Consider the following 21986-nt stretch of genomic DNA (forward strand, 5'->3'; position numbering starts at 1 on the left):
GCGGTCGAGGCGGCGGCCGGGTTCGCGCCGGGCGATGCCCGGCTGCCCGAACTCGATGCTGCACTGGCGGGGGTGATCGGGTCGGTCACGACGGCGCGGTTCCGGCAGCGTGCCCGCACGATCTCGGCCCGTCTGGAACGCGATCACGTCCAGGCCGCGCACGCCCGTGCGGTCACCGAACGCCGGGTGAGCATCGTCCACGTCGACGACGGCATGTCCTGGGTCAACCTGTACACCACCCAGATCGAGGCGGCGAAGATCGGTGCTCGTCTGGATGCGACCGCTCGCCGCGACGCCGGCGTCCCGGGTGAGACGCGCAGCATGGACCAGCTCCGCGCCGATACCGCGGCCGCGTGGTTGACCGGGGCCGGCACCCCGACCGCGGCCCGCACCGAGATCATCGTCACCATCCCACTGCTGAACCTCACCCGCACCCCCGGCAATTCCGGCACGGGATCTGGAGCGGGCATGAGCACGGGTGCAAGCACGGGTGCGAGCACGAGTGCGGGCGCGGGTGCGGGCGCGGGAGAAAGCGCGAGTTCAGGCGCGACAGGCCTCGGTGGTGAGCTGGCGATGCTCGACGGCGTCGGGCCGATCGATGACGCGACCGCCCGGCAACTCTTCGCCGACGCCCCCTCGTTCCGGCGCCTGGCCGTCGACCCGGTCACCGCCGCCCCGCTCGTGTTGGACCGCACGACGTATCGGCCGTCCCGGGCGCAACGTCTCTGGCTCGCCCTGACCCACGGCCGATGCTCCCGACCCGGCTGCAACCGGCTCTCGATCACCGCCGACCTCGACCACGACCACGCCTGGGCACACAACGGCCCGACGAACCCCGACAACCTCTGCCCCCTCTGCCGAGGCGACCACACCCTCAAACACGCCACCCGATACACCCAGACCAAGAACCCCGACCACAGCGTCACCTGGGCAAGCCCCACCGGCCGCACCTACACCGACCCACCACCCTTCTGACGACGCCGTCGTCGTCGGGTGGAAACGCGAACGGCCCCGACGAGCAGAAAGCTCGACGGGACCGTTCGCACAGGCCGTTCGCACAGGCCGTTGCTGAGACAGGCCGTTCAGCGTGTTCGGCTCAGGGCGGCTCAGCCCTGAGCGCGGCGGTTGCCGCGCGAGTTGCCCGACGGCGAGACGAGGCTGCCGACGCGCAGGGGAGCCTTGCCGCCCGAGCGAGTGGATGCCCCGCGCTGCGCGCCCGTGGTCTGCGCGCCGCGGCCCTGGCCACCGCCCTGCTTCGGGGCGTTCGCACGCGCCTCGGCGGGTCGACCCGAGCGGTCGCGACGGGGTGCGCCTGCGACATCCGACTGGCCGCTGCGGCCGGCGCCGGCGCTGGTGCCGCCGGCGTTGCCGCCGCGACCGCGACCACGGCCCTGGCCGCCTCCGTTGCCGACTGCAGCACCGCCGGCTCCGGAACCGCCGCGCTCGTCGCGAGCGGCGCGCTTGCGCTGGGCGTTGGCGCCCTGCGATCGACCGCCGCCGCCGCCGCCCTGCTGCGTCACCGCGGCGCGAGGCGCCGGCTTCACGTACGGTGCGACGTCGCCGACGAGCGTGGTCACGACCGGCGAGGTCGCGGTGACCTGCTGCGGCGTGACGGTGATCGCGGCCTTGCGGAGCAGGGTCTTCAGGTCTTGCCGCTGCGCGGGAAGGCTGATGGTGACGACGTCGCCCTCGCTGCCGGCGCGAGCCGTGCGGCCCGAGCGGTGCAGGTACGCCTTGTGCTCCATGGGCGGGTCGACGTGGATCACGAGCTCGATGTCGTCGACGTGCACACCGCGCGCCGCGACATCCGTTGCCACCATGACCTTCGCCGAGCCGTCGCTGAACGCGGCGAGGTTGCGGTCGCGCTGCGGCTGCGAGAGGTTGCCGTGCAGGTCGACCGCGGGGATGCCCTGCTCGGTGAGCTTCTTCGCGAGCTTCTTGGCGTGGTGCTTCGTGCGCATGAAGAGGATGCGGCGGCCGGTGCCGCTCGCGAGGGTCTTCACGAGATCGTTCTTCGCGTCGACGTCGGCGACCTCGAAGACGTGGTGGGTCATCGCGGCGACGTGCGAGGTGGCCTCGTCGACCGAGTGCAGCACCTCGTTGTGGAGGAAGCGCTTGACGAGCTTGTCGACGCCGTTGTCGAGCGTCGCCGAGAAGAGCAGGCGCTGGCCGTCGGCAGGGGTCTTGTCCATGATGCGCGTGACGACGGGCAGGAACCCGAGGTCGGCCATGTGGTCGGCCTCGTCGAGCACGGTGATCTCGATCGCGTCGAGCGTCACGAAGCCCTGCTTCATGAGGTCTTCGAGACGGCCGGGGCAGGCGACGACGATGTCGACGCCGGCGCGCAGCGCGTCGACCTGGCGCTTCTGGTTGATGCCGCCGAAGATCGTCGTGGTCTTCATGTCGTAGGCGGCGGCGAGCGGTGCGAGCACGGCGTCGATCTGGGTCGCGAGCTCGCGGGTCGGGGCGAGCACGAGCGCGAGGGGGCGGCCCGGGCGGCGACGGCCACCGGCGAGCGAGGTGCCGAGGCGCGCCACCATGGGCAGCGCGAAGGCGATGGTCTTGCCCGAGCCGGTCTTGCCGCGGCCGAGCACGTCGCGTCCGGCGAGCGTGTCGGGCAGCGTGTCGACCTGGATCGGGAACGCGGTGGTCTTGCCGTCGGCCGCGAGTACGGAGACGAGTGGTGCGGGCACGCCGAGCGTGCTGAAGGTGATGTCGGTCATTGGTGCCTTTCAGGGCAGAGCACACCGAAGGATCGAGCTCCGCGAAGCGGAGAGTTGTCGACCCGGCGGTGGGTATTGGCGAAGGCGCCGGTCGGCGCATCCGTTCGCCGTATGAGAGTCAACGGGTCACCGCGCGATTTGAAGAGGTACAGCGCACAGTGCCCGGAAAGCGTTTCTACGACGCAGGCGGCGCTGTGTCGCGCGCACCAAGAGACAGTCTAGCGGATGCCTCGCTGTGCGTGTCCTGAGCCGGCCCGGGCGAGCCCGTGCCCGGCGCAGAACACCGAGCGTGAAGCGCGAACGCCTAGACTCCCGCACATGCCCGATGGACTCTGGTGGTTGCCCTCCCTCCTCGTCTTCGCCGCCGCCGCCGCAGTGCTCGTCGGTGCGGTCGCGGCGCTGCGCCGGGCCGGCGCCAGGCGCGAGCGCACCGCACTCGCCGACGGCGCGGCCGTGGAGGTGCGGGCGAAGGGGCTCATCGTGCAGGCCGACAACACCGTGCGCGACGCCGAGCGCGAACTCGCGTACGCAGAGGCGCAGTTCGGCGCCGACTCGACCCAGGCGCGGGCGTTGCGCCGCGCCCTCGATTCGGCGCGCGGGTGGATGCGGGAGGCGTTCATCCTGCAGCAGCGACTCGACGACGCCGAAGCCGACACTGCCGCCGAGCGACGTACCTGGAGCGCGCGCATCGAGGGGCTGTGCACCTCTGCGATCGGCACGATCGACGACGCCGAGGCCGGGCTCGCCGCGCGGCGGCGCACCGAACGCGGCGCCCATGACGAGCTGCCCGCCCTGCGCGAGGAGGCCGCGCGGCTCGCCCGGCGCCGGGTCGAGGCCACGGCGATGCTCAGCCGGCTCGCCACGCGGTTCGCCGCCTCGGCACTCGAGTCGGCGCGCGGTGCGGCGACCCGCGTCGACACCGCGCTCGCCGATGCCGTCGCCGCGCTCGACGATGCCGAAGCGCGACTCGGCCGCTCCGAGCCGACCGCCGAACTGCTGGCCGCCGCGAGCGGGCGGCTCGATCGCGCCGCCCGTGAGCTCGACCAGATCGACGCGGTCGAGCTGTCGCTCGCCGCCGCTCAGAAGGAGGCGTCGGACGAGGCCGCCGCGCTCGACCGCGAACTCGTGGCTGCCCGGCGAGAGCGCGATGCACAGGAGGACCCGGATGCCGCGGCGGCGATCGGCGCCGAGATCGGCTCGGGCTCGGCGGCGATGGCGGGCCGCGCCGAGCTCGCCGGGGATCCCGTCGCAGACCGTGACCGGCTGCGGGCCGCTCGCGACCGCCTCGAGGTCGCGCGCGCCGCTGCGCGCAACGCACAGGGCCGACTCGACGGGGCACGGGGTGCGCTCGGCGGTGCGATGGCGATCGCCGAGAGCCAGTTGCGCGTCGCTCGCGCGGCGATCGAACGCGGCGGCCACGGGGTCGGGGTCGACGCCCGCACCCGCCTCGCCGAGGCCGAGCGCCAACTCGTGATCGCCCGGCAGGAGCCCGACCCCGTGGCCGCGCTCGACGCCGCACGCCGGGCGACGTCGCGGGCGAGCGACGCCGAGGCGCTCGCGCTCTACCGTGGCCGCTGACAGGGCTGCGGCCGCCCGCTACGCTGCTGCGGTGAATGAATCGAGCGCGGCGTTCGGCCAGACGAAGTACCAGGTGCGGCTCGACTGGGGCCGTCGCGGCGCAGCGCGCATCTCGGCCGGCGTCGACATCGTGGTCTGGGTCGACGTGCTGCCGGATGCCGCGTGGTCGCCCTCGCCGGCCGAGCTCGTCGGTCTCGCACCGGCCTCGGCGGCCGTGCTCGAGGGCGGGCTCGTCGACGCCACGGCGACGGCCGGGTGGATCCTCGCCGAACAGGAGCGACTCGGGCGGCGGGCGTACCTCGCGGTCGTCGCCGCCGGCGATGCCGACGGAGGGTTCACGGTCGACGACCTGCTCGGCGCGGGCGCCGTCATCGACGCGCTCACCGCACTCGGCATCGACGACACCTCGCCCGAGGCGGCCGTCGCGTCATCGGCGTTCGGGGGCTTGCGCCGGGCGGTGCGGCACCTGACCTCTGCGTCGACGTCGGGTCGCGCGGCGGTGGCCGCCGGCATGAGCGCCGACACCGTGCACGAGGCCGCCTCGCTCGATGCGCGCGGCGATGCGCGCGTGCTTCGAGGCGGCTCGGGTGCCGAGGCATCCATCGACTGATCGCACGTGAGCGCCGCGCTCAGGCGGCGCAGTGCTCAGGCCGCGCAGTGCTCAGGCCGCGACGCGCCCGGCCTTGCGTGCGCGGTGCGCGCGCACCTTCGCACGGTTGCCGCAGCGCTGCATCGAGCACCAGCGGCGGCTCGCCGCCCGCGAGGTGTCGAGGTAGACGACATCGCAGTCGCCGCCCGAGCAGCAGCGGATGCGTCCGGCGTTCGGCTGGCCGAAGAGGTCGACCGCGTCGCGGGCGATCGTCGAGAGCGCTTGCGCCACGGTCTGCACCGAGCGGCCGGCCTGGCGGGTGCCGCCCGCGAGCGACGGCGGGATGTCGGGGGTCGCCGCGTAGAGGTTCACGAGGTCGACGTCGGCGGCGCGCAGTGCCTCGCCCCGGCTCGCGGCCACCGCCATGCGGCTGATCGCATCGCGCAGCGCGACTGCGTCGAAGAGGTCGCGTGAGCGGGCGGCGCCGACCGCGACGGGGAACCGGTCGCCCAGCCAGCGGGTGAGGTCGTCGGGGGCGTGCAGCAATTCGTCGCCGCGCAGTGCGCCGATCTGACCGGTGTAGGCGAAATCGAGCGCGAACGAACCCGAGTCGAACCACCAGCGAACACCCTCGCCGGTGGTGAACCATTGCCCGACGGCGATCGAGACGGTTGAGACGGGCACGCCACCAATCTAGCCGGTGACGGCGGGGCCGGCAGCGCCGTTCGCTCAGCCGGCGGCGGCGCTCGCGGCCTGGCGGCGCACCGCTGGAGTGATCTCGCGGCGCCGCCACACGATGAGGTTGGCGCTGTCGAACCCGCGTCGGCAGAGCCCGCAGCTCAGCTGGCGCTGCGGCTCGCGATACCGGAAGTGCTCGTGGCCGGCCGGGCAGCGCCCGATCCATGGCGCGAGCTCGTGCGCCACCTCGCCGTCGTGGGTGCGCCGCCCGACGTAGCCGAGCCCCGCGGCGATCGAGGCCCACTTCGGCCCGTGCCCGGCACGCGGCCCCGCGAGGGCGTGCGCGACCTCGTGCAACAGGATCTGGTGGATCTCGTCGTCGTCGTAGCGGGCGGCGAGGTAGCGCGAGACCGAGATGCGCCTGTCGGTGTAGTTGCAGAGGCCCGCGCGCTTCTTCGCATTGTCGAACGCGAAACTCCAGGTGGCGGCGTCGAGATGCAGCACGATGAGGGCCTCGGCCCACCGTCTCACCCGCTCGAGATCCGCCATGAAAGAGACAATAGCGCCGACGACCGACGCGGGCGAGGAGGCGCCGACCCCCGATCGGGTGTCGGTTTCCGCGGTCAGCCCGCCGCCGGTGCGAGCGGAACGCGGTACAGCCGGTCGTCGCCCTCGCGAGGCGAGCCCCGCCCGTCGGTGTTGTTCGTGATGAGCCCCAGCGAGCCGTCGGGGGCCGCCGCGACATCGCGGATGCGGCCGAGTTCGCCGGCGAACCACGGCGTCGCCGTGAGGGCACCGTCGCCGGTGCCGCCGGTGCCGCCGGCGTCGCCGGTCGCCGGCGCGATCGCCCACACCCGCTCACCGCGCAGCGCGGCGAGGAACAGCGTGTCGCCGATCACCGCGAGCCCGCTCGGGCTCGCCTCCGACGTCGACCACTGCATGACGGGGTCGACGAAGCGCGGGTCCCCGGCGACGCCCTCGACGATCGGCCAGCCGTAGTTCGCGCCGCGTGAGATGCGGTTCAGCTCGTCCCACGTGTTCTGCCCGAACTCGGCCGCCCAGAGCTCGCCGTCGGCATCCCACGCGATGCCCTGCGGGTTGCGGTGGCCGAGCGACCACACGGCGTTGCCGAAGGGGTTGCCGGGGGCGGGGGCGCCGTCCGGCGTCACCCGGAGGATCTTCCCCGAGAGGGAGGAAGGGTCCTGCGCGGCGTTCCGATCGCCGGCGTCGCCGCTCGTGACGTAGAGCAGGCCGTCGGGTCCGAAGGCGATGCGGCCGCCGTTGTGGTTCGCGCCGCCGCGCGGAATTCCCGTGAGCACGGGCTCGGCCGGGCCGAGCGAGAGCGAGCCGGGGTCGCCGGTGAGGGGCATCCGCACGACCCGGTTGTCGGATTCGGCGGTGTGGTACGCGTAGACCCGATCGGGCCGTGCGCCGTCGCCCGGCAGGAAGGCGAGCCCGAGCAGCCCGCCCTCGCCGCCGGCCGACACGCCGGGCACGGCCGCCGCCACCCGGAGGCCGCCGTCGGGCAGCACCTCGACGACGTCGCCGCGATCGCGCTCGCTGACGAGCACGCCCCCGTTCGGCAGCACGAGGATCGACCACGGCGCGCCCAACTCCTCGGCGATCGCCTCGGGCGAGCCCGACGGTTGCAGCACGGGCGGCGGCGGCACGGGGGTGGCGGGCGGCGCCGTCGAGGGGCCGGCAGAGCTCGGCAGCGGCGTCGGGGTCGGCAGCGGGGGAGTCGGTGCGCAGCCCGAGAGCGCGGCGAGCGACACCGAGAGCACGAGGGGCATCGAGAGCAGCGCAGCGGATGCCGCGCGCCCGACGATCCGCGATCGGTGCCGTCGTGGTGCGCCTCCGCCTCCGCCCGCGTGGGGCATCCGATTGCGCGGCATCCGTCCTCCTCTCCCCAGTGTGCTCCGGTTCCGGGCCACAATGGGAGCATGCCCGCCGAGTTCGACCTCATCGATCTGAAGAGCATCGACCTGAACGCCGACCTCGGCGAGTCGTTCGGGGCGTGGCGGCTCGGCGACGATCAGGCGCTGTTCGCCCTCGTCTCGAGCGCGAACGTCGCGTGCGGGTTCCACGCGGGCGATCCCGTGACGATGCTCGCGAGCGCTCGCCTCGCGGCGCGGCACGGCGTCGCGCTCGGCGCGCACCCGGGCTACCGCGACCTCGCGGGGTTCGGGCGCCGCGCCCTCGACACGGCTCCCGCCGAGATCGCCGCCGAGCTCCTCGCCCAGCTCGGCGCCCTCGACGGCATCGCCCGCGCCGCCGGCACCCGGGTGCGCTACGTCAAGGCGCACGGAGCGCTCTACCACCGGCTCGCGGCCGACGAATCGGCCGCTCACGCCTTCGTCGAGGCGGTCGCCGCCTTCGACCCCGCGCTGACCGTGCTCGGCCAGCCGCTCGGCGCGATCGCACGGGCGGCGGATGCCGCGGGGCTCCGCTACGCCCGCGAGGCCTTCGTCGACCGGGGGTACACGGCCGACGGCTCGCTCGTGCCCCGCGGGGAGCCGGGTGCGGTGGTCGACGATCCCGCCGCGGCATCCGACCGGGCCCTTGAAATCGCCGAGACCGGCGGCATCGCCGCCGACGACGGCAGCCGTGTCGAACTCGCCGCCGACTCGCTCTGCCTGCACGGCGACACCACCGGCGCCGTCGCGATCGCCCGCGCAGTGCGCGCCGCGCTCGAACGCGCCGACTACACGATCGAGTCGTTCGCATGAGCCTGCGTCTGCTGCCGAGCGGCGAGTCCGCCCTGCTCGTCGAGTGCGACAGCCTCGACGAGGTGCTCGCGCTGCACGACGCGCTCGCCGCCGACCCGCCGGCGGGCGTCGTCGAGCTCGTGCCCGCGGCGCGCACGATCCTCGTCGCGGTCGACCCCGGGCGACTGCCGCTCGAATCCGCTGCGACATGGGTGCGCCGCACGCCGATCGAGGCCGGCACTCGCAAGCCGCACCATGTCGCCGACGACGTGACCATCCCGGTCGTCTACGACGGCGACGACCTCACCGCGACGGCCGCCCTGCTCGCCGTCTCGCCCGAAGCGCTCGTGGCCCGCCACACCGCCGCCGAATGGCGGGTCGCCTTCATCGGCTTCGCCCCCGGATTCGGTTACCTCGTAAGCGACGACTGGCCGTTCGAGGTGCCGCGACTGGGCGCACCGCGCACGCGCGTTCCGGCGGGCGCCGTCGCGCTCGCCGGGGTGTTCGGCGGCGTCTACCCCCGGCCGAGTCCCGGCGGCTGGCGGCTCATCGGCCGCACCGACGCGACCGTGTGGGACCCGAGTTCCGAGCAGCCGGCGCTGCTCGCCCCGGGCCGGCGCATCCGCTTCGAGGCGGTCGAGGTCTCATGACCCGCCTGCACGTCGATCAGCCGGGCGCCCTCGCACTCGTGCAGGACCTCGGGCGCCCGGGCCTCGCCGGCCTCGGGGTCGCGGCTTCCGGCGCGCTCGACCGCGGCGCGCTCTCGCTCGCGAACCGGCTCGTCGGCAATCCCGACGGGGCGGCGGCGCTCGAGGTGCTCGTCGGCGGCTTCCGCGCCCGATTCGAGGGCGGGGCCTGGTTCGCCGTCACCGGCGCCTGGGGGAGCCTCCGACTCGACGGTCGTGCGATCGAGCCCTACACGGCGGTCCGCGCCGCCGACGGCGCGGTGCTCGAGATCGGCACGGCCGAACGCGGCATCCGCTACCTGCTCGCGGTGCGCGGCGGCATCGACGTGCCCGCCGTGCTCGGCTCGCGCTCGCGCGACACCCTCGCCGCGCTCGGCCCCGACCCAGTCGGCCCCGGCGACGTGCTCGCGATCGGCGCCGAGCCCGCGGCATCCGTGCCCGTCGTCGACCAGGAGGTCGCCTTCCCGCCGCCGCTCGACGCCGTGACGCTCGCGCTGCACGACGGACCGCGAGCCGACTGGTTCACGGATGCCGCGCGCACGACCCTGTTCGAGTCCGACTGGCGTCTCTCGGAGCACGCCGACCGCATCGGCGCCCGGCTCGTCGGACCGGCGCTGGAGCGACGGCGAGCCGGTGAGCTGCCGAGCGAGGCCACCGTGCCCGGGTCGATCCAGGTCGCCGGCGACGGGCGGCCGACGATCCTGCTCGCCGACCGGCCCGTCACGGGCGGCTACCCCGTCATCGCGATCGTGGCGCGCGCGTCGCTCGACGCGGTCGCCCAGTTGCGACCCGGCCAGGCCGTGCGGTTCCGGCACGCGTGAGCGGGTCGCAGTCGATCCGCCAGAGCCGTCAGGACTCGTCGCCGACCCGCACGAGCCCCGACTCGTATGCGAACACGGCGATCTGCACGCGATCGCGCAGCGCGAGCTTCGCGAGCAGCCGCGAGACGTACGACTTCACGGTGGCCTCGCTGAGGAAGAGCCGCGCGGCGATCTCCGCATTCGGCAGACCTCGTGCCACGAGCGTCGCGACGGCGGTCTCGCGCTCGGTCAGCTCGGCGAGGCGGTCTCGCATCGCCTCGGCGACGGGCCGCTGCCGCACGTAGCGGTCGATCATGCGGCCGATGACCGCGGGTGCGAGCATGGCCTCGCCGGCCGCCACGACGTGCACGGCGTTGACGAGTCCCGCCGGTGAGATGTCCTTCAGCAGGTATCCGGATGCCCCGGCGCGGATCGCGCCGTAGACGTGCTCGTCGAGGTCGAACGTCGTGAGCGCGATCACGCGCGGCACGGGCCCCGGCAGGGCGAGGATGCGTCGGGTGGCCTCGATGCCGTCGAGCCGCGGCATCCGCACGTCCATGAGCACGACGTCGGGCCGCGTCGCCGTGGCCTGCTCGACCGCCTCGAGCCCGTCGGCGGCCTCGGCGACGACGTCGAGGCCGGCGCGCTCGAGGATGAGGCGGAACCCCGCACGGACGAGGTCCTGGTCGTCGACGACGAGCACGCGGGTCGCGGGGCTCATGTCGCCGCCCTGGGGATCACGGCGCTCACGAGGTATCCGTCGGCGGAGGGGCCCGCGTCGAGTCGCCCGCCGTAGATCGCGGCGCGTTCCCGCATGCCGATGAGACCGTGACCGGGCTCGCCCGAGATGCCCGAGATACCCGTCGCGTCCAGTGCGCCCGGGGCGCCACTCGCGCCCGCGCCGTCGTCGTGGACCTCGATCGTGAGCGACTCCGGGTCGCACCGAACCGCCACGCGCGCGCGGCGGGCGCCCGAGTGCTTCCGGACGTTCGTGAGCGCCTCCTGCACGATGCGATAGACGGCGAGCCCGAGCCCGGGCGGCACGTCCTCGTGGACGCCCGAGACCACGAGATCTACCTCGAGCCCGCCGGCCCGGGTCGCGTCCACCAGGTCGCCGATCGCGGCGATGCCCGGCTGCGGCTCGAGGCCGCCGGCGGCATCCGACTCGCGCAGCAGCGAGACGACACGGCGCACCTCGTCGAGTGAGCTCGTGCCGGCCGCCCGGATCGCGGCGAGGGCGCCGCGAACGTATTCGGGATCCTCGTCGACGACCTGCTCGGCGGCGCCGGCCTGCACGACCATCACACTCACCGAGTGCGCCAGGATGTCGTGCAGTTCCCGGGCGATCCGTGCCCGTTCCGCTGTGGCGGCCGCCTCGGCGCGTTCGCGTGCCTCGGCCTCGGCCGCGCGGGCCCTGATCGCCGCGGCGACGGCGCGGTCCTCCGAGGCGCGCAGCCCCCAGCCCGTGGCGAACGCGACGGTGCACAGCATCCAGTGGAAGACGATCTCCTCGACCCCCTGCAGTACCGGCAGGAAGATGTCGGCGAGAAGTAGCACCAGGGCTGCGGAGCCGGCGCCGATCCACGGCAGGCGCCCGCGCCCGTGCCGCGCGAGGCTGTACAGGGCGAGCATGAACGGCACCAGCTGGCCCCAGAACAGCGACTGCAGGTGGCCGAGCGTGAGCACGCCGATGACGAGCCATACGGCGAACACCCCCGGCAGAAGCCACGTGTGCAGGCGGCGCTGCGAGATCAGGCCCGCCGCGAGCACGACGCCGATGGAGCTCACGACCGGTGAGCCGTCGCCCAGCACCGACTCGACGAGTCCGAAGGCCTCGGCGATGCCGGCGGCCGCGAGGGCGAGGGCGAGGGCGGCGTCCTGCACACCGTGCCAGAACCGTCGCCGCTGCATGGCCTCACGGTATCGGCATGCCGAGCGGCGTGCGTCATCCTGCAGTCGACCCCGGTATCGACCGGGGGCGATCGAGCGTCGACGGCGGTCACGGCGCTCGGGCCTCGCGACGGATCCGCCGGCTCCGATTCCTCCCTAGCTTTGGCGGCAAGACCGGCCCTCCGGCCGTCATCAGAAATCGAAGGAGTCCCGATGTTCCGCCTCGCCTCGTTCCACCGTCTCATCACGGCGGTGTGCCTCGCACTGTTCGCGATGCTCTCGCTCGTGTTCGTGCTCACCGCGCCCCCGCTCGACGGGTCCGACCCGGCTGCGGCGGGTGCCGCGACCGCGGTCGTCTCGGCATATGCGTTCCTCGGGGCGCAGGCTGCGATCATCGTCGGCATCATCGGCGTCGCACACCTGCTGCGCGACCGCACACCCGTGCTCGCCCCCATCGCCGCGGCGCTGACCGTGCTCGGTGCGATCGGCCACTCGGCGTTCGCCGGCATCTCGCTCGTCGCCGCCGGCAGCGGCGACGGCGCGCCCGCCGCCGTGCAGGCCGCATTGCAGGGGCCGGCCGCGCCGCTGTCGCTCCTGAGCCTCCTCGGCGCGGTCGGCGGCGTCGTCCTCCTCGCGATCGCGCTCTTCCGCGCCGGGCTCGGCGTCGCGTGGGTCGGCTTCGTGCTGATCGGCTGGGTCGTCGTGGAGTTCTTCCTCAGCGGCATCGGCCTCTGGGCGATGCTCGGTTCGGCGGTGCTCCTCGTCGCCGGCTACGGAGCGCTGGCCGTCGTCGTCTTCCGCAGCGAACTGCGCGACTGGATGACCGCGAAGGAGGCGGACGTCGCGGTCGGGCGCACTACCGAGTCCGAGACCGCGCCGGCCTGACGAGCGGATGCCGCCGTCAGCCGCCCGGCTTCGAGAGGAACACCGAGCGAGCCGGCGGCGGCGACGGCACCGCCGTGGCATCTGTCACGACCGGTGCGCCGGCGATGAACCGGCGGAGCTCCTCGCCATCGACGAGCTTCGCCGGCGCCGGGTCGCTCGCGAGTCGTCGCGGCAGGCCGGCGAAGGGCAGTTCGTCGTGCGAGGCGTACATCACGACGTTGCCGAAGCGGCGCCCCTTCAGCATCGAGGTGTCGGCGGCGATCGCGAGGTGGTCGAAGACGTGCGCGAGCGTCGCGGCCTGCGAGCGGGCGAAGGCGAGGCCGGCGCCGTCGGCGACGTTGACCGCGACGATGCCGCCGGGGGCCAGCCGCGGCGAGACGAGCCCGTAGAACTCGGCGCTCGTCACGTGCGCTGGCGTGCGCGAGCCCGAGAAGATGTCGACGATCGCGATGTCGACGGCGCCGTCGAGGCCGGCCGGCAGCTTCGCGAGCACCTCGCGGGCGTCGCCGTGGCGCACCCGCACCTGCGCGCCACGCGACAGCGGCAGGTGCTCGCGCACGAACTCCACGAGATCGGATTCGAGCTCGACGACCTGCTGCCGGGAGCCCGGTCGGGTCGCGGCGACGTAGCGGGGGAGTGTGAGCGCGCCGCCGCCGAGGTGCACGGCCGTGACGGGTCGGCCCTCGGGCCGCACGAGGTCGACCGCGTGCCCGATGCGGCGCACGTACTCGAAGCCGAGCCAGTCGGGGCGATCGATCTCGACGTGCGATTGCGGGGTGCCGTCGATATACAGGGTCCACGAGCCCGGCGACTGTCGCGACTCCTCGAGTCGGGCGAGATGGCCGCTGACGGCGAGGCGGCGTTCGAACTCTGGCACGGATGCCACGCTACCGCGCCCGGTTCACCCGATCGCCGCGAGCAGTCAGCACGCGCCCCAGAGCGCGAAGTCGAGCCGATCGCCGACGAGCACCGTAGCGGGGTGCGGGCCTTGGGCCAGCAGGCGTTCGCGCAGGGCGGACGGCAGGCCGCCGGGCGCCGCGACGAGCACGGCGTTGCCCTCGTCGTCCCCCGAGAGCACGCCCGTGTCGCCCGCGACGAGCAACTCGGCCGCGGGGTCGGCGCGGGCGATCGCCCGCGCCTGCCTGCGCAATCGCACGAGCCCTGCGGCATCGGCCACGTTGGCGACCAGCACGCCGGCGGGCGACAGCAGCCCGAGGCATCCGCTCATGAAGGCGACGGTCTCGACGAACGGCGGCGATTCCAACCGGGTGTAGAGGTCGACGATCACGACGTCGAAGGGTCCGTCGAGCGTGCCGACGACGGATGCCGCGTCGCCGACGACGAGCTCGACGGCCGCGTCGCGCGGCAGCGGCAGCGCGGTGAGCACGGTGTCGAGCACGGCGCGGTCGAGCTCGACGACCGTCTGCGTCGAACCGGGACGGGTCGCCGCGATGTAGCGCGCGAGCGTGAGCGCGCCGCCGCCGAGGTGCAGCGCGTGGATCGGTGCGTTCGCCGCACCCGCCGCACCCGGCCCGCCGAGCGCGTCGACGACGTGCCCGATGCGGCGCGTGTACTCGAAGAACAGGTGGGTGGGGTCGGCGGGGTCGACGTGCGACTGGGCGCTGCCGTCGACGAGCAGGGTCATCCCGTGCTTCGAGAACACGTCGGCCTCGAACTCGATGTGCGGCGCCATGCCTGCATCGTGTCATGGATGCAGGCCGGCTTCTGCGAGCGCGGCCCCGCGTTATACCGGAGATTCGAAGACAAATCAAGATTCGACTGGACACAACGCGTTCTGCGCCATATAGTTAACCTTTGCGCTCCCAGACCCACCATGCCTTCATATTGCGGTCGGCTTCCGTGCGTGTCGAGATCCTGAGGTCTTCGGCATCCGCACTCGTCTGAGGGGTTCCACTCTCCGCTACCGACAGTGAACCGGCCCGACGGGGCCATGGAGGTTATTCACTTGGCTGCTGCGCGCAACGCGACCACGCCCACCCCCAAGAACGGACGCGGTGCAAGCCGTCTCTCGTTCGCCAAGGTCACCGACACCCTTACGGTACCCGACCTGCTCGCTCTCCAGACCGAGAGTTTCGACTGGCTCGTCGGCAACGAGGCGTGGAAGACACGCCTCTCCGAGGGCAAGGCGGCCGGTCGTCAAGACCTGCCCGAGACCACCGGTCTTGAAGAGATCTTCGAAGAGATCTCACCGATCGAAGACCTCGGTGAGACCATGCAGCTCTCGTTCACCAACCCCGAGCTCGAGCCGCCGAAGTACACGATCGACGAGTGCAAAGAGAAGTCGAAGACCTTCTCTGCGCCGCTGTACGTGAACGCCGAGTTCATGAACCACCTCACGGGTGAGATCAAGACGCAGACCGTCTTCATGGGCGACTTCCCGCTCATGACCCCCAAGGGCACGTTCGTCATCAACGGCACCGAGCGCGTCGTCGTCTCGCAGCTCGTGCGTTCGCCGGGCGTCTACTTCGAGCGCACCCCCGAGAAGACCTCCGACAAAGACATCTACTCGGCTCGCGTCATCCCGAGCCGTGGCGCATGGCTCGAGTTCGAGATCGACAAGCGCGACCAGGTCGGCGTGCGCATCGACCGCAAGCGCAAGCAGTCCGTCACCGTCTTCCTGAAGGCCCTCGGCCTCACCTCCGAAGAGATCCTCGAGGAGTTCGCCGGCTACGAGTCGATCGCCCTCACCCTCGAGAAGGACAACATCCTCACGAAGGAAGAGGCGCTCAAGGACATCTACCGCAAGCTCCGTCCGGGCGAGCAGGTCGCTGCCGAGGCCGCGCGTGCGCTCCTCGACAACTTCTACTTCAACCCGAAGCGCTACGACCTCGCGAAGGTCGGCCGGTACAAGATCAACAACAAGCTCGGCCTCGAGGCTCCCCTCACCGACTCGGTGCTGACGGTTCAAGACATCGTCGCGACGATCAAGTACCTCGTCGCACTCCACGACGAGCGCACCACCCTGCCCGGCCGCCGCGCCGGCAAGGCGGTCGACCTGCGCCTCGACGTCGACGACATCGACAACTTCGGCAACCGTCGCATCCGCGCGGTGGGCGAGCTCATCCAGAACCAGGTCCGCACCGGTCTGTCGCGCATGGAGCGCGTCGTGCGCGAGCGCATGACCACTCAGGACATCGAGGCGATCACCCCGCAGACCCTGATCAACGTGCGACCCGTCGTCGCTGCGATCAAGGAGTTCTTCGGCACCTCGCAGCTGTCGCAGTTCATGGACCAGAACAACCCGCTCGCGGGTCTGACCCACAAGCGTCGCCTCTCGGCGCTCGGCCCCGGTGGTCTCTCGCGCGACCGCGCCGGCGTCGAGGTGCGAGACGTGCACCCCTCGCACTACGGCCGCATGTGCCCGATCGAGACCCCGGAAGGCCCGAACATCGGCCTCATCGGTTCGCTCGCATCGTTCGCGCGCATCAACTCGTTCGGTTTCATCGAGACGCCGTACCGCAAGGTCGTCGCCGGCAAGGTCACCGACCAGATCGACTACCTCACGGCGTCCGAGGAAGACGACTACATCGTCGCCCAGGCCAACGCGCCGCTCAAGGCCGACGGTCACTTCTCCGAAGACCGCGTGCTCGCCCGTCAGAAGGGCGGCGAGGTCGACCTCGTTCCCGCCGAGCTGATCGGCTACATGGACGTCTCGCCGCGCCAGATGGTGTCGGTCGGCACCTCGCTCATCCCGTTCCTCGAGCACGACGACGCGAACCGCGCCCTCATGGGTGCCAACATGCAGCGTCAGGCTGTGCCGCTGCTGCGCAGCGACTCGCCGTTCGTCGGCACGGGCATGGAGGGCTACGCGGCCATCGACGCCGGTGACGTCATCACGGCCGACCAGGCCGGTGTCGTGGCAGAGGTCTCGGCCGACTCGGTCACCGTGCAGCTCGACGCGGGCGGCACGCAGACCTACTTCCTGCGCAAGTTCGACCGCTCCAACCAGGGCACCTCGTACAACAACCGCGTGCTCGTGAACGCGGGCGACCGCGTCGAGGTCGGCGAGGTCATCGCCGACGGTCCTGCGACCGACAACGGCGAGCTCGCGCTCGGCAAGAACCTGCTGGTCGCGTTCATGCCGTGGGAGGGTCACAACTTCGAAGACGCGATCATCCTCAGCCAGAACCTCGTGAAGGACGACGTGCTCTCGTCGATCCACATCGAGGAGTACGAGGTCGACGCCCGCGACACGAAGCTCGGCAAGGAGGAGATCACCCGTGATCTCCCGAACGTCAGCCCCGACCTGCTGGCCGACCTCGACGAGCGCGGCATCATCCGCATCGGCGCCGAGGTCCGCCCCGGCGACATCCTCGTCGGCAAGGTCACGCCGAAGGGCGAGACCGAGCTGTCGGCCGAAGAGCGTCTGCTCCGTGCGATCTTCAACGAGAAGAGCCGCGAAGTGCGCGACACCTCGCTGAAGGTGCCCCACGGCGAGCAGGGCACGATCATCGCCGTCAAGGTCTTCGACTCGCAAGACGGCGACGACGAGCTCGGCTCGGGCGTCAACCAGCGCGTGGTCGTCTACATCGCCCAGAAGCGCAAGATCACCGAGGGCGACAAGCTCGCCGGCCGTCACGGCAACAAGGGCGTCATCTCCAAGATCCTCCCGGTCGAGGACATGCCGTTCCTCGCCGACGGAACCCCGGTCGATGTCATCCTGAACCCGCTCGGCATCCCCGGCCGCATGAACTTCGGCCAGGTGCTCGAGACCCACCTCGGCTGGGTCGCCAAGCAGGGCTGGAAGGTCGACGGCAGCCCGGCGTGGGCCAAGAAGCTCCCGAAGGATGCACACGAGGCCGCGCCCGGCACCAAGGTCGCGACCCCGGTGTTCGACGGCGCCCTCGAAGAGGAGATCGCGGGTCTGCTCGACTCGACGCTCCCGAACCGCGACGGCGAGCGACTGATCGACTCGAGCGGCAAGACGCAGCTCTTCGACGGTCGTTCCGGCGAGCCCTTCCCGTACCCGGTCTCGGTCGGCTACATGTACATCCTGAAGCTGCACCACCTCGTCGACGACAAGATCCACGCGCGTTCGACGGGCCCGTACTCGATGATCACCCAGCAGCCGCTCGGTGGTAAGGCGCAGTTCGGTGGCCAGCGATTCGGTGAGATGGAGGTCTGGGCGCTCCAGGCCTACGGTGCGGCATACGCGCTGCAGGAGCTCCTCACGATCAAGTCCGACGACATCCTCGGCCGCGTCAAGGTGTACGAGGCGATCGTCAAGGGCGAGAACATCCAGGAGCCCGGCATCCCCGAGTCGTTCAAGGTGCTCATGAAAGAGATGCAGTCGCTCTGCCTGAACGTCGAGGTGCTCTCGGCCGACGGCACCGCGGTCTCGCTCCGCGACACCGACGACGAGGCCTTCCGCGCTGCGGAAGAGCTCGGCATCAACATCTCCGCGCGCTTCGAGTCGTCGAACATCGACGAGATCTAAGCCTGGCCAGTAGACGACTACAGAACTTTCCAAGGAGAGAAATTGCTCGACGCAACGACTTTTGACGAGCTTCGCATCGGCCTGGCCACCGCAGAGGACATCCGCAAGTGGTCCTACGGTGAGGTCAAGAAGCCCGAAACCATCAACTACCGCACCCTGAAGCCCGAGAAGGACGGTCTGTTCGGCGAACAGATCTTCGGCCCGAGCCGCGACTGGGAGTGCGCCTGCGGCAAGTACAAGCGTGTCCGCTTCAAGGGCATCGTCTGCGAGCGCTGCGGCGTGGAGGTCACCAAGTCCTCCGTGCGCCGTGAGCGCATGGGCCACATCGAGCTCGCCGCTCCGGTCACGCACATCTGGTACTTCAAGGGTGTGCCCAGCCGTCTCGGCTACCTGCTCGACATGGCGCCGAAAGACCTCGAGAAGGTCATCTACTTCGCCGCCTACATGGTGATCGACGTCGACGACGAGGGTCGTCACGCCGACATGCCCGGCCTCGAGAACGAGCTCCGGCTCGAGATCAAGACCATCGGCGACCAGCGCGACGCCCGCATCGCGACGCTGATGACGCGCAAGGAGGAGGAGCTCGCCGCACTCGAGGCGGAGGGCGCCAAGTCCGACCAGAAGAAGCGCGCCGAAGCGGCCGCCGACAAGGAGATGACGCAGGTCCGCAAGTCGGGCGACGAGCAGATCGCGCACCTCGAGCGCGTGTGGGAGGCCTTCCGCACCCTCAAGGTCGGCGACCTCAAGCCCGAAGACGCCGACTTCCACGAGCTCCAGGACCGCTTCGGCATGTACTTCGACGCCTACATGGGCGCCGAGGCCATCAAGAAGCGCCTCGAGGCCTTCGACCTGGCCGCCGAGGCCGAAGATCTGCGCCTGCAGATCGCCGAGGGCAAGGGTCAGAAGAAGATCCGCGCGATCAAGCGACTGCGCGTCGTCAGCTCGTTCCTCTCGACCGGCAACTCGCCGGCTGCGATGGTGCTCGACGTCGTGCCGGTGATCCCGCCCGAGCTGCGCCCGATGGTGCAGCTCGACGGTGGCCGCTTCGCGACCTCCGACCTCAACGACCTCTACCGTCGTGTGATCAACCGCAACAACCGTCTTCGTCGTCTGCTCGATCTCGGCGCCCCCGAGATCATCGTGAACAACGAGAAGCGCATGCTGCAGGAGGCCGTCGACGCGCTGTTCGACAACGGCCGCCGCGGTCGCCCCGTCACCGGTACCGGCAACCGCGCCCTAAAGTCCCTGAGCGACATGCTCAAGGGAAAGCAGGGTCGCTTCCGCCAGAACCTGCTCGGCAAGCGCGTCGACTACTCGGGCCGTTCGGTCATCGTCGTCGGCCCGCAGCTGAAGCTGCACCAGTGCGGTCTGCCCAAGCAGATGGCGCTCGAGCTCTTCAAGCCGTTCGTCATCAAGCGACTGATCGATCTGAGCCACGCTCAGAACATCAAGGCGGCCAAGCGCATGGTCGAGCGTTCGCGCCCCCAGGTGTGGGACGTGCTCGAAGAGATCATCCGCGAGCGCCCGGTGCTGCTGAACCGTGCACCCACGCTGCACCGTCTCGGCATCCAGGCGTTCGAGCCGCAGCTCGTCGAGGGCAAGGCGATCCAGCTCCACCCGCTCGTGTGTGCTGCGTTCAACGCGGACTTCGACGGCGACCAGATGGCCGTGCACCTTCCCCTCTCGGTGGAGGCGCAGGCCGAGGCCCGCATCCTGATGCTCGCCTCGAACAACATCCTGAAGCCGTCCGACGGCCGCCCGGTGACCCTGCCCACGCAGGACATGATCATCGGCCTGCACCACCTGACGACCGGCAAGCCCGGCGCCGCAGGTGAGGGTCGCGCGTTCTCGTCGATCTCCGAGGCCATCCTCGCGTTCGACCAGAACCGTCCGGGCGAGCTCGCGCTCGACCTCGGCGCCACGGTCAAGATCCGTCTCGAGGGCCTGCACTTCGCCGAGGGCGAGACCCCCGAGAACTTCGTTCCCGGAAAGCCGTACCTGCTCGAGACGACCCTCGGTCGCGCCCTCTTCAACGAGGCGCTGCCGGTCGACTACCCCTACGTGAACGCGCAGGCGGGCAAGACGCAGATCTCCGAGATCGTCAACGACCTCGCCGAGCGCTACCCGAAGACCGAGGTCGCCGCGACCCTCGACCGCATCAAGGACGCCGGCTTCAAGTGGGCGACCCGTTCGGGCGTGACCGTCGCACTCTCCGACATCCTGACGCCGCCGAACAAGGGCGAGATCGTCTCGAAGTACGAGAAGCAGGCCGCCAAGGTGCAGGGCCAGTTCGAGAAGGGTCTGACGACCGACCTCGAGCGTCGCCAGGAGCTCATCCAGATCTGGACCAAGGCGACCGACGAGGTCGCCAAGGCCATGCAGGAGAACTTCCCGACCGACAACACCATCAACCGCATGGTGACGTCGGGTGCTCGTGGTAACTGGCTGCAGGTGCGCAACATCGCCGGCATGCGAGGCCTCGTGAACAACCCGAAGGGTGAGATCATCCCTCGCCCGATCATCTCGAGCTACCGCGAGGGCCTCTCGGTCGCCGAGTACTTCATCGCGACGCACGGTGCCCGCAAGGGTCTGGCCGACACGGCCCTCCGTACGGCCGACTCGGGCTACCTCACGCGTCGTCTCGTCGACGTCTCGCAGGATGTCATCATCCGCGAAGACGACTGCGGCACGACCAAGGGTCTCGAGCTGCCGATCGCGACGACCGATGCAGCGGGTGCGCTCGTGCGCGACCCGAACGTCGAGAACGCGGTCTACGCCCGCAGCCTGGCCGCCGACGCGGTCAACGCCAAGGGCGAGGTCGTGGCGGATGCCGGTGAAGACGTCGGCGACGTGCTCATCGACAAGCTCATCGCCGCAGCGGTCGAGACGATCAAGGTGCGCTCCGTGCTCACTTGCGAGTCGGCCGTCGGTGTCTGCGCGAAGTGCTACGGCCGTTCGCTCGCGACCGGCAAGCTCGTCGACATCGGCGAGGCCGTCGGCATCATCGCGGCCCAGTCGATCGGCGAGCCCGGCACGCAGCTGACGATGCGTACCTTCCACACCGGTGGTTCGGCCTCGGCCGACGACATCACGCAGGGTCTGCCCCGCGTGCAGGAGCTCTTCGAGGCGCGCACCCCCAAGGGTGCGTCGCCCATCGTCGAGGCCCCGGGTCGCATCACGATCGACGAGACCGACAAGCAGCGCAAGGTCATCCTCACGCCCGACAACGGCGACGAGCCGATCGCGTACAACGTGCTCAAGCGTTCGACCCTCCTGGTCGAAGACGGACAGCACGTCGAGCTCGGTCAGCAGCTGATCGTCGGCACCGTCGACCCGAAGGAAGTTCTGCGGGTCAAGGGTGTGCGCGAAGTGCAGAAGCACCTCGTCAACGGCGTGCAGGACGTCTACCGTTCGCAGGGTGTGCCGATCCACGACAAGCACATCGAGGTCATCGTGCGCCAGATGCTGCGCAAGGTCACCGTCGTCGACCACGGCGACACCGACCTGCTGCCCGGTGAGCTCGTCGACCGCCTGAAGTACAACGACATCAACCGCGCCGCGCTGACCGAGGGCAAGAAGACCGCCTCGGCCCGCCAGGAGGTCATGGGTATCACCAAGGCCTCGCTCGCGACCGAGTCGTGGCTGTCGGCCGCGTCCTTCCAGGAGACGACCCGCGTGCTCACGCAGGCCGCCATGGAGGGCAAGTCCGACCCGCTCGTCGGTCTCAAAGAGAACGTCATCATCGGAAAGCTCATCCCGGCGGGTACCGGCCTCGGCAAGTACCGCAACGTCAACGTCGAGGCGACGGAGGAGGCGAAGGCGGAGCGGTACCCGAACCGCATCTTCACCGACGACGCCGCGTTCACCGAGGGCGACTTGAGCTTCGTCGACTTCGACGCGTTCTCGAGCGACGACTTCACCCCCGGCAACTACAGCTAGTCAGCCGATACGACAGCAGGGCCTCGGAGCGATCCGGGGCCCTGTTTCGTTC

At 71.0% G+C, this 21986-nt stretch carries 17 protein-coding genes; 9 read left to right on the top strand and 8 right to left on the bottom strand.

Annotated elements, in window-relative coordinates:
• The coding region (locus tag ACWGST_RS14930; RefSeq protein ID WP_452047454.1) for a DUF222 domain-containing protein at nt 1–975 on the top strand (975 nt) is incomplete at its 5' end.
• A gap of 131 nt (nt 976–1106) precedes the next feature.
• Here ACWGST_RS14930 and ACWGST_RS14935 read toward each other — a convergent pair.
• Nucleotides 1107–2723 (bottom strand): DEAD/DEAH box helicase, encoded by a 1617-nt coding sequence (locus tag ACWGST_RS14935; RefSeq protein WP_452047455.1) that lies wholly within the window; start codon nt 2721–2723, stop codon nt 1107–1109.
• Nucleotides 2724–3041: 318 nt separating this feature from the next.
• Between ACWGST_RS14935 and ACWGST_RS14940 the strand changes: the two genes are divergently transcribed.
• Together ACWGST_RS14940 and ACWGST_RS14945 are read left to right on the top strand one after the other, a co-directional pair.
• Nucleotides 3042–4301, top strand: a complete 1260-nt coding sequence (locus tag ACWGST_RS14940) for a hypothetical protein (protein ID WP_452047456.1) — start codon at nt 3042–3044, stop codon at nt 4299–4301.
• 31 nt (nt 4302–4332) lie between these two features.
• Complete coding sequence (locus ACWGST_RS14945) at nt 4333–4911, top strand: 2-phosphosulfolactate phosphatase (protein WP_452047457.1); 579 nt, start codon at nt 4333–4335, stop codon at nt 4909–4911.
• Between the two features lie 51 nt (nt 4912–4962).
• Here ACWGST_RS14945 and ACWGST_RS14950 read toward each other — a convergent pair whose 3' ends face one another.
• From ACWGST_RS14950 to ACWGST_RS14960, 3 genes are all read right to left on the bottom strand, one after another.
• Nucleotides 4963–5574: a CGNR zinc finger domain-containing protein gene (locus tag ACWGST_RS14950; protein WP_452047458.1), complete on the bottom strand. Its 612-nt coding sequence runs from the start codon at nt 5572–5574 to the stop codon at nt 4963–4965.
• 45 nt (nt 5575–5619) lie between these two features.
• Nucleotides 5620–6117: a SprT-like domain-containing protein gene (locus ACWGST_RS14955; RefSeq protein ID WP_452047459.1), complete on the bottom strand. Its 498-nt coding sequence runs from the start codon at nt 6115–6117 to the stop codon at nt 5620–5622.
• 74 nt (nt 6118–6191) lie between these two features.
• Nucleotides 6192–7361 (bottom strand): PQQ-dependent sugar dehydrogenase, encoded by a 1170-nt coding sequence (locus ACWGST_RS14960; protein WP_452047470.1) that lies wholly within the window; start codon nt 7359–7361, stop codon nt 6192–6194.
• A 150-nt stretch (nt 7362–7511) separates the two neighbouring features.
• Between ACWGST_RS14960 and ACWGST_RS14965 the strand changes: the two genes are divergently transcribed.
• From ACWGST_RS14965 to ACWGST_RS14975, 3 genes are read left to right on the top strand one after another with little or no spacing between them, the layout of a single operon-like run.
• Nucleotides 7512–8297, top strand: coding sequence for a LamB/YcsF family protein (locus ACWGST_RS14965; RefSeq protein WP_452047460.1), 786 nt, complete (start codon nt 7512–7514; stop codon nt 8295–8297).
• A complete protein-coding gene (locus ACWGST_RS14970) occupies nt 8294–8926 on the top strand; it encodes a 5-oxoprolinase subunit B family protein (RefSeq protein ID WP_452047461.1) in 633 nt (210 codons plus the stop codon). Before ACWGST_RS14965 ends, ACWGST_RS14970 begins: the two co-directional genes overlap by 4 nt.
• A complete protein-coding gene (locus ACWGST_RS14975) occupies nt 8923–9783 on the top strand; it encodes a 5-oxoprolinase subunit C family protein (RefSeq protein ID WP_452047462.1) in 861 nt (286 codons plus the stop codon). Before ACWGST_RS14970 ends, ACWGST_RS14975 begins: the two co-directional genes overlap by 4 nt.
• A 28-nt stretch (nt 9784–9811) precedes the next feature.
• On the opposite strand, the gene ACWGST_RS14980 is transcribed toward ACWGST_RS14975, so the two are convergent.
• Together ACWGST_RS14980 and ACWGST_RS14985 are read right to left on the bottom strand one after the other, a co-directional pair.
• Entirely contained in the window at nt 9812–10483 is a 672-nt protein-coding gene (locus tag ACWGST_RS14980; protein ID WP_452047463.1) for a response regulator, read from the bottom strand.
• Nucleotides 10480–11673, bottom strand: coding sequence for a sensor histidine kinase (locus ACWGST_RS14985; RefSeq protein ID WP_452047464.1), 1194 nt, complete (start codon nt 11671–11673; stop codon nt 10480–10482). Before ACWGST_RS14985 ends, ACWGST_RS14980 begins: the two co-directional genes overlap by 4 nt.
• 192 nt (nt 11674–11865) lie before the next feature.
• Between ACWGST_RS14985 and ACWGST_RS14990 the strand changes: the two genes are divergently transcribed.
• Nucleotides 11866–12537: a hypothetical protein gene (locus ACWGST_RS14990; protein WP_452047465.1), complete on the top strand. Its 672-nt coding sequence runs from the start codon at nt 11866–11868 to the stop codon at nt 12535–12537.
• Nucleotides 12538–12553: 16 nt separating this feature from the next.
• Here ACWGST_RS14990 and ACWGST_RS14995 read toward each other — a convergent pair whose 3' ends face one another.
• Complete coding sequence (locus tag ACWGST_RS14995; RefSeq protein WP_452047466.1) at nt 12554–13414, bottom strand: spermidine synthase; 861 nt, start codon at nt 13412–13414, stop codon at nt 12554–12556.
• 45 nt (nt 13415–13459) lie between these two features.
• Complete coding sequence (locus tag ACWGST_RS15000) at nt 13460–14230, bottom strand: spermidine synthase (RefSeq protein ID WP_452047467.1); 771 nt, start codon at nt 14228–14230, stop codon at nt 13460–13462.
• Nucleotides 14231–14503: 273 nt separating this feature from the next.
• Here ACWGST_RS15000 and rpoB point away from each other — a divergent pair, with 273 nt between their 5' ends.
• On the top strand, nt 14504–17995 hold the full coding sequence (gene rpoB, locus ACWGST_RS15005) for a DNA-directed RNA polymerase subunit beta (RefSeq protein ID WP_452047468.1): 3492 nt from the start codon (nt 14504–14506) through the stop codon (nt 17993–17995).
• Between the two features lie 42 nt (nt 17996–18037).
• On the top strand, nt 18038–21934 hold the full coding sequence (gene rpoC / locus ACWGST_RS15010) for a DNA-directed RNA polymerase subunit beta' (protein WP_452047469.1): 3897 nt from the start codon (nt 18038–18040) through the stop codon (nt 21932–21934).
• The last annotated feature ends 52 nt before the right edge of the window (nt 21935–21986 follow it).

The organism is Agromyces sp. NPDC055520 (assembly GCF_053619715.1).

Bases quoted from the DNA above. Each gene is read 5' to 3' on its own strand.
- ACWGST_RS14960 (WP_452047470.1), bottom strand. From the start codon at position 7,361: ATGCCCCTCGTGCTCTCGGTGTCGCTCGCCGCGCTCTCGGGCTGCGCA.
- ACWGST_RS14970 (WP_452047461.1), top strand. From the start codon at position 8,294: ATGAGCCTGCGTCTGCTGCCGAGCGGCGAGTCCGCCCTGCTCGTCGAG.
- ACWGST_RS14955 (WP_452047459.1), bottom strand. From the start codon at position 6,117: ATGGCGGATCTCGAGCGGGTGAGACGGTGGGCCGAGGCCCTCATCGTG.
- ACWGST_RS14975 (WP_452047462.1), top strand. From the start codon at position 8,923: ATGACCCGCCTGCACGTCGATCAGCCGGGCGCCCTCGCACTCGTGCAG.
- ACWGST_RS15000 (WP_452047467.1), bottom strand. From the start codon at position 14,230: ATGGCGCCGCACATCGAGTTCGAGGCCGACGTGTTCTCGAAGCACGGG.
- ACWGST_RS14990 (WP_452047465.1), top strand. From the start codon at position 11,866: ATGTTCCGCCTCGCCTCGTTCCACCGTCTCATCACGGCGGTGTGCCTC.
- ACWGST_RS14965 (WP_452047460.1), top strand. From the start codon at position 7,512: ATGCCCGCCGAGTTCGACCTCATCGATCTGAAGAGCATCGACCTGAAC.
- ACWGST_RS14940 (WP_452047456.1), top strand. From the start codon at position 3,042: ATGCCCGATGGACTCTGGTGGTTGCCCTCCCTCCTCGTCTTCGCCGCC.
- ACWGST_RS14985 (WP_452047464.1), bottom strand. From the start codon at position 11,673: ATGCAGCGGCGACGGTTCTGGCACGGTGTGCAGGACGCCGCCCTCGCC.
- ACWGST_RS14980 (WP_452047463.1), bottom strand. From the start codon at position 10,483: ATGAGCCCCGCGACCCGCGTGCTCGTCGTCGACGACCAGGACCTCGTC.
- ACWGST_RS14935 (WP_452047455.1), bottom strand. From the start codon at position 2,723: ATGACCGACATCACCTTCAGCACGCTCGGCGTGCCCGCACCACTCGTC.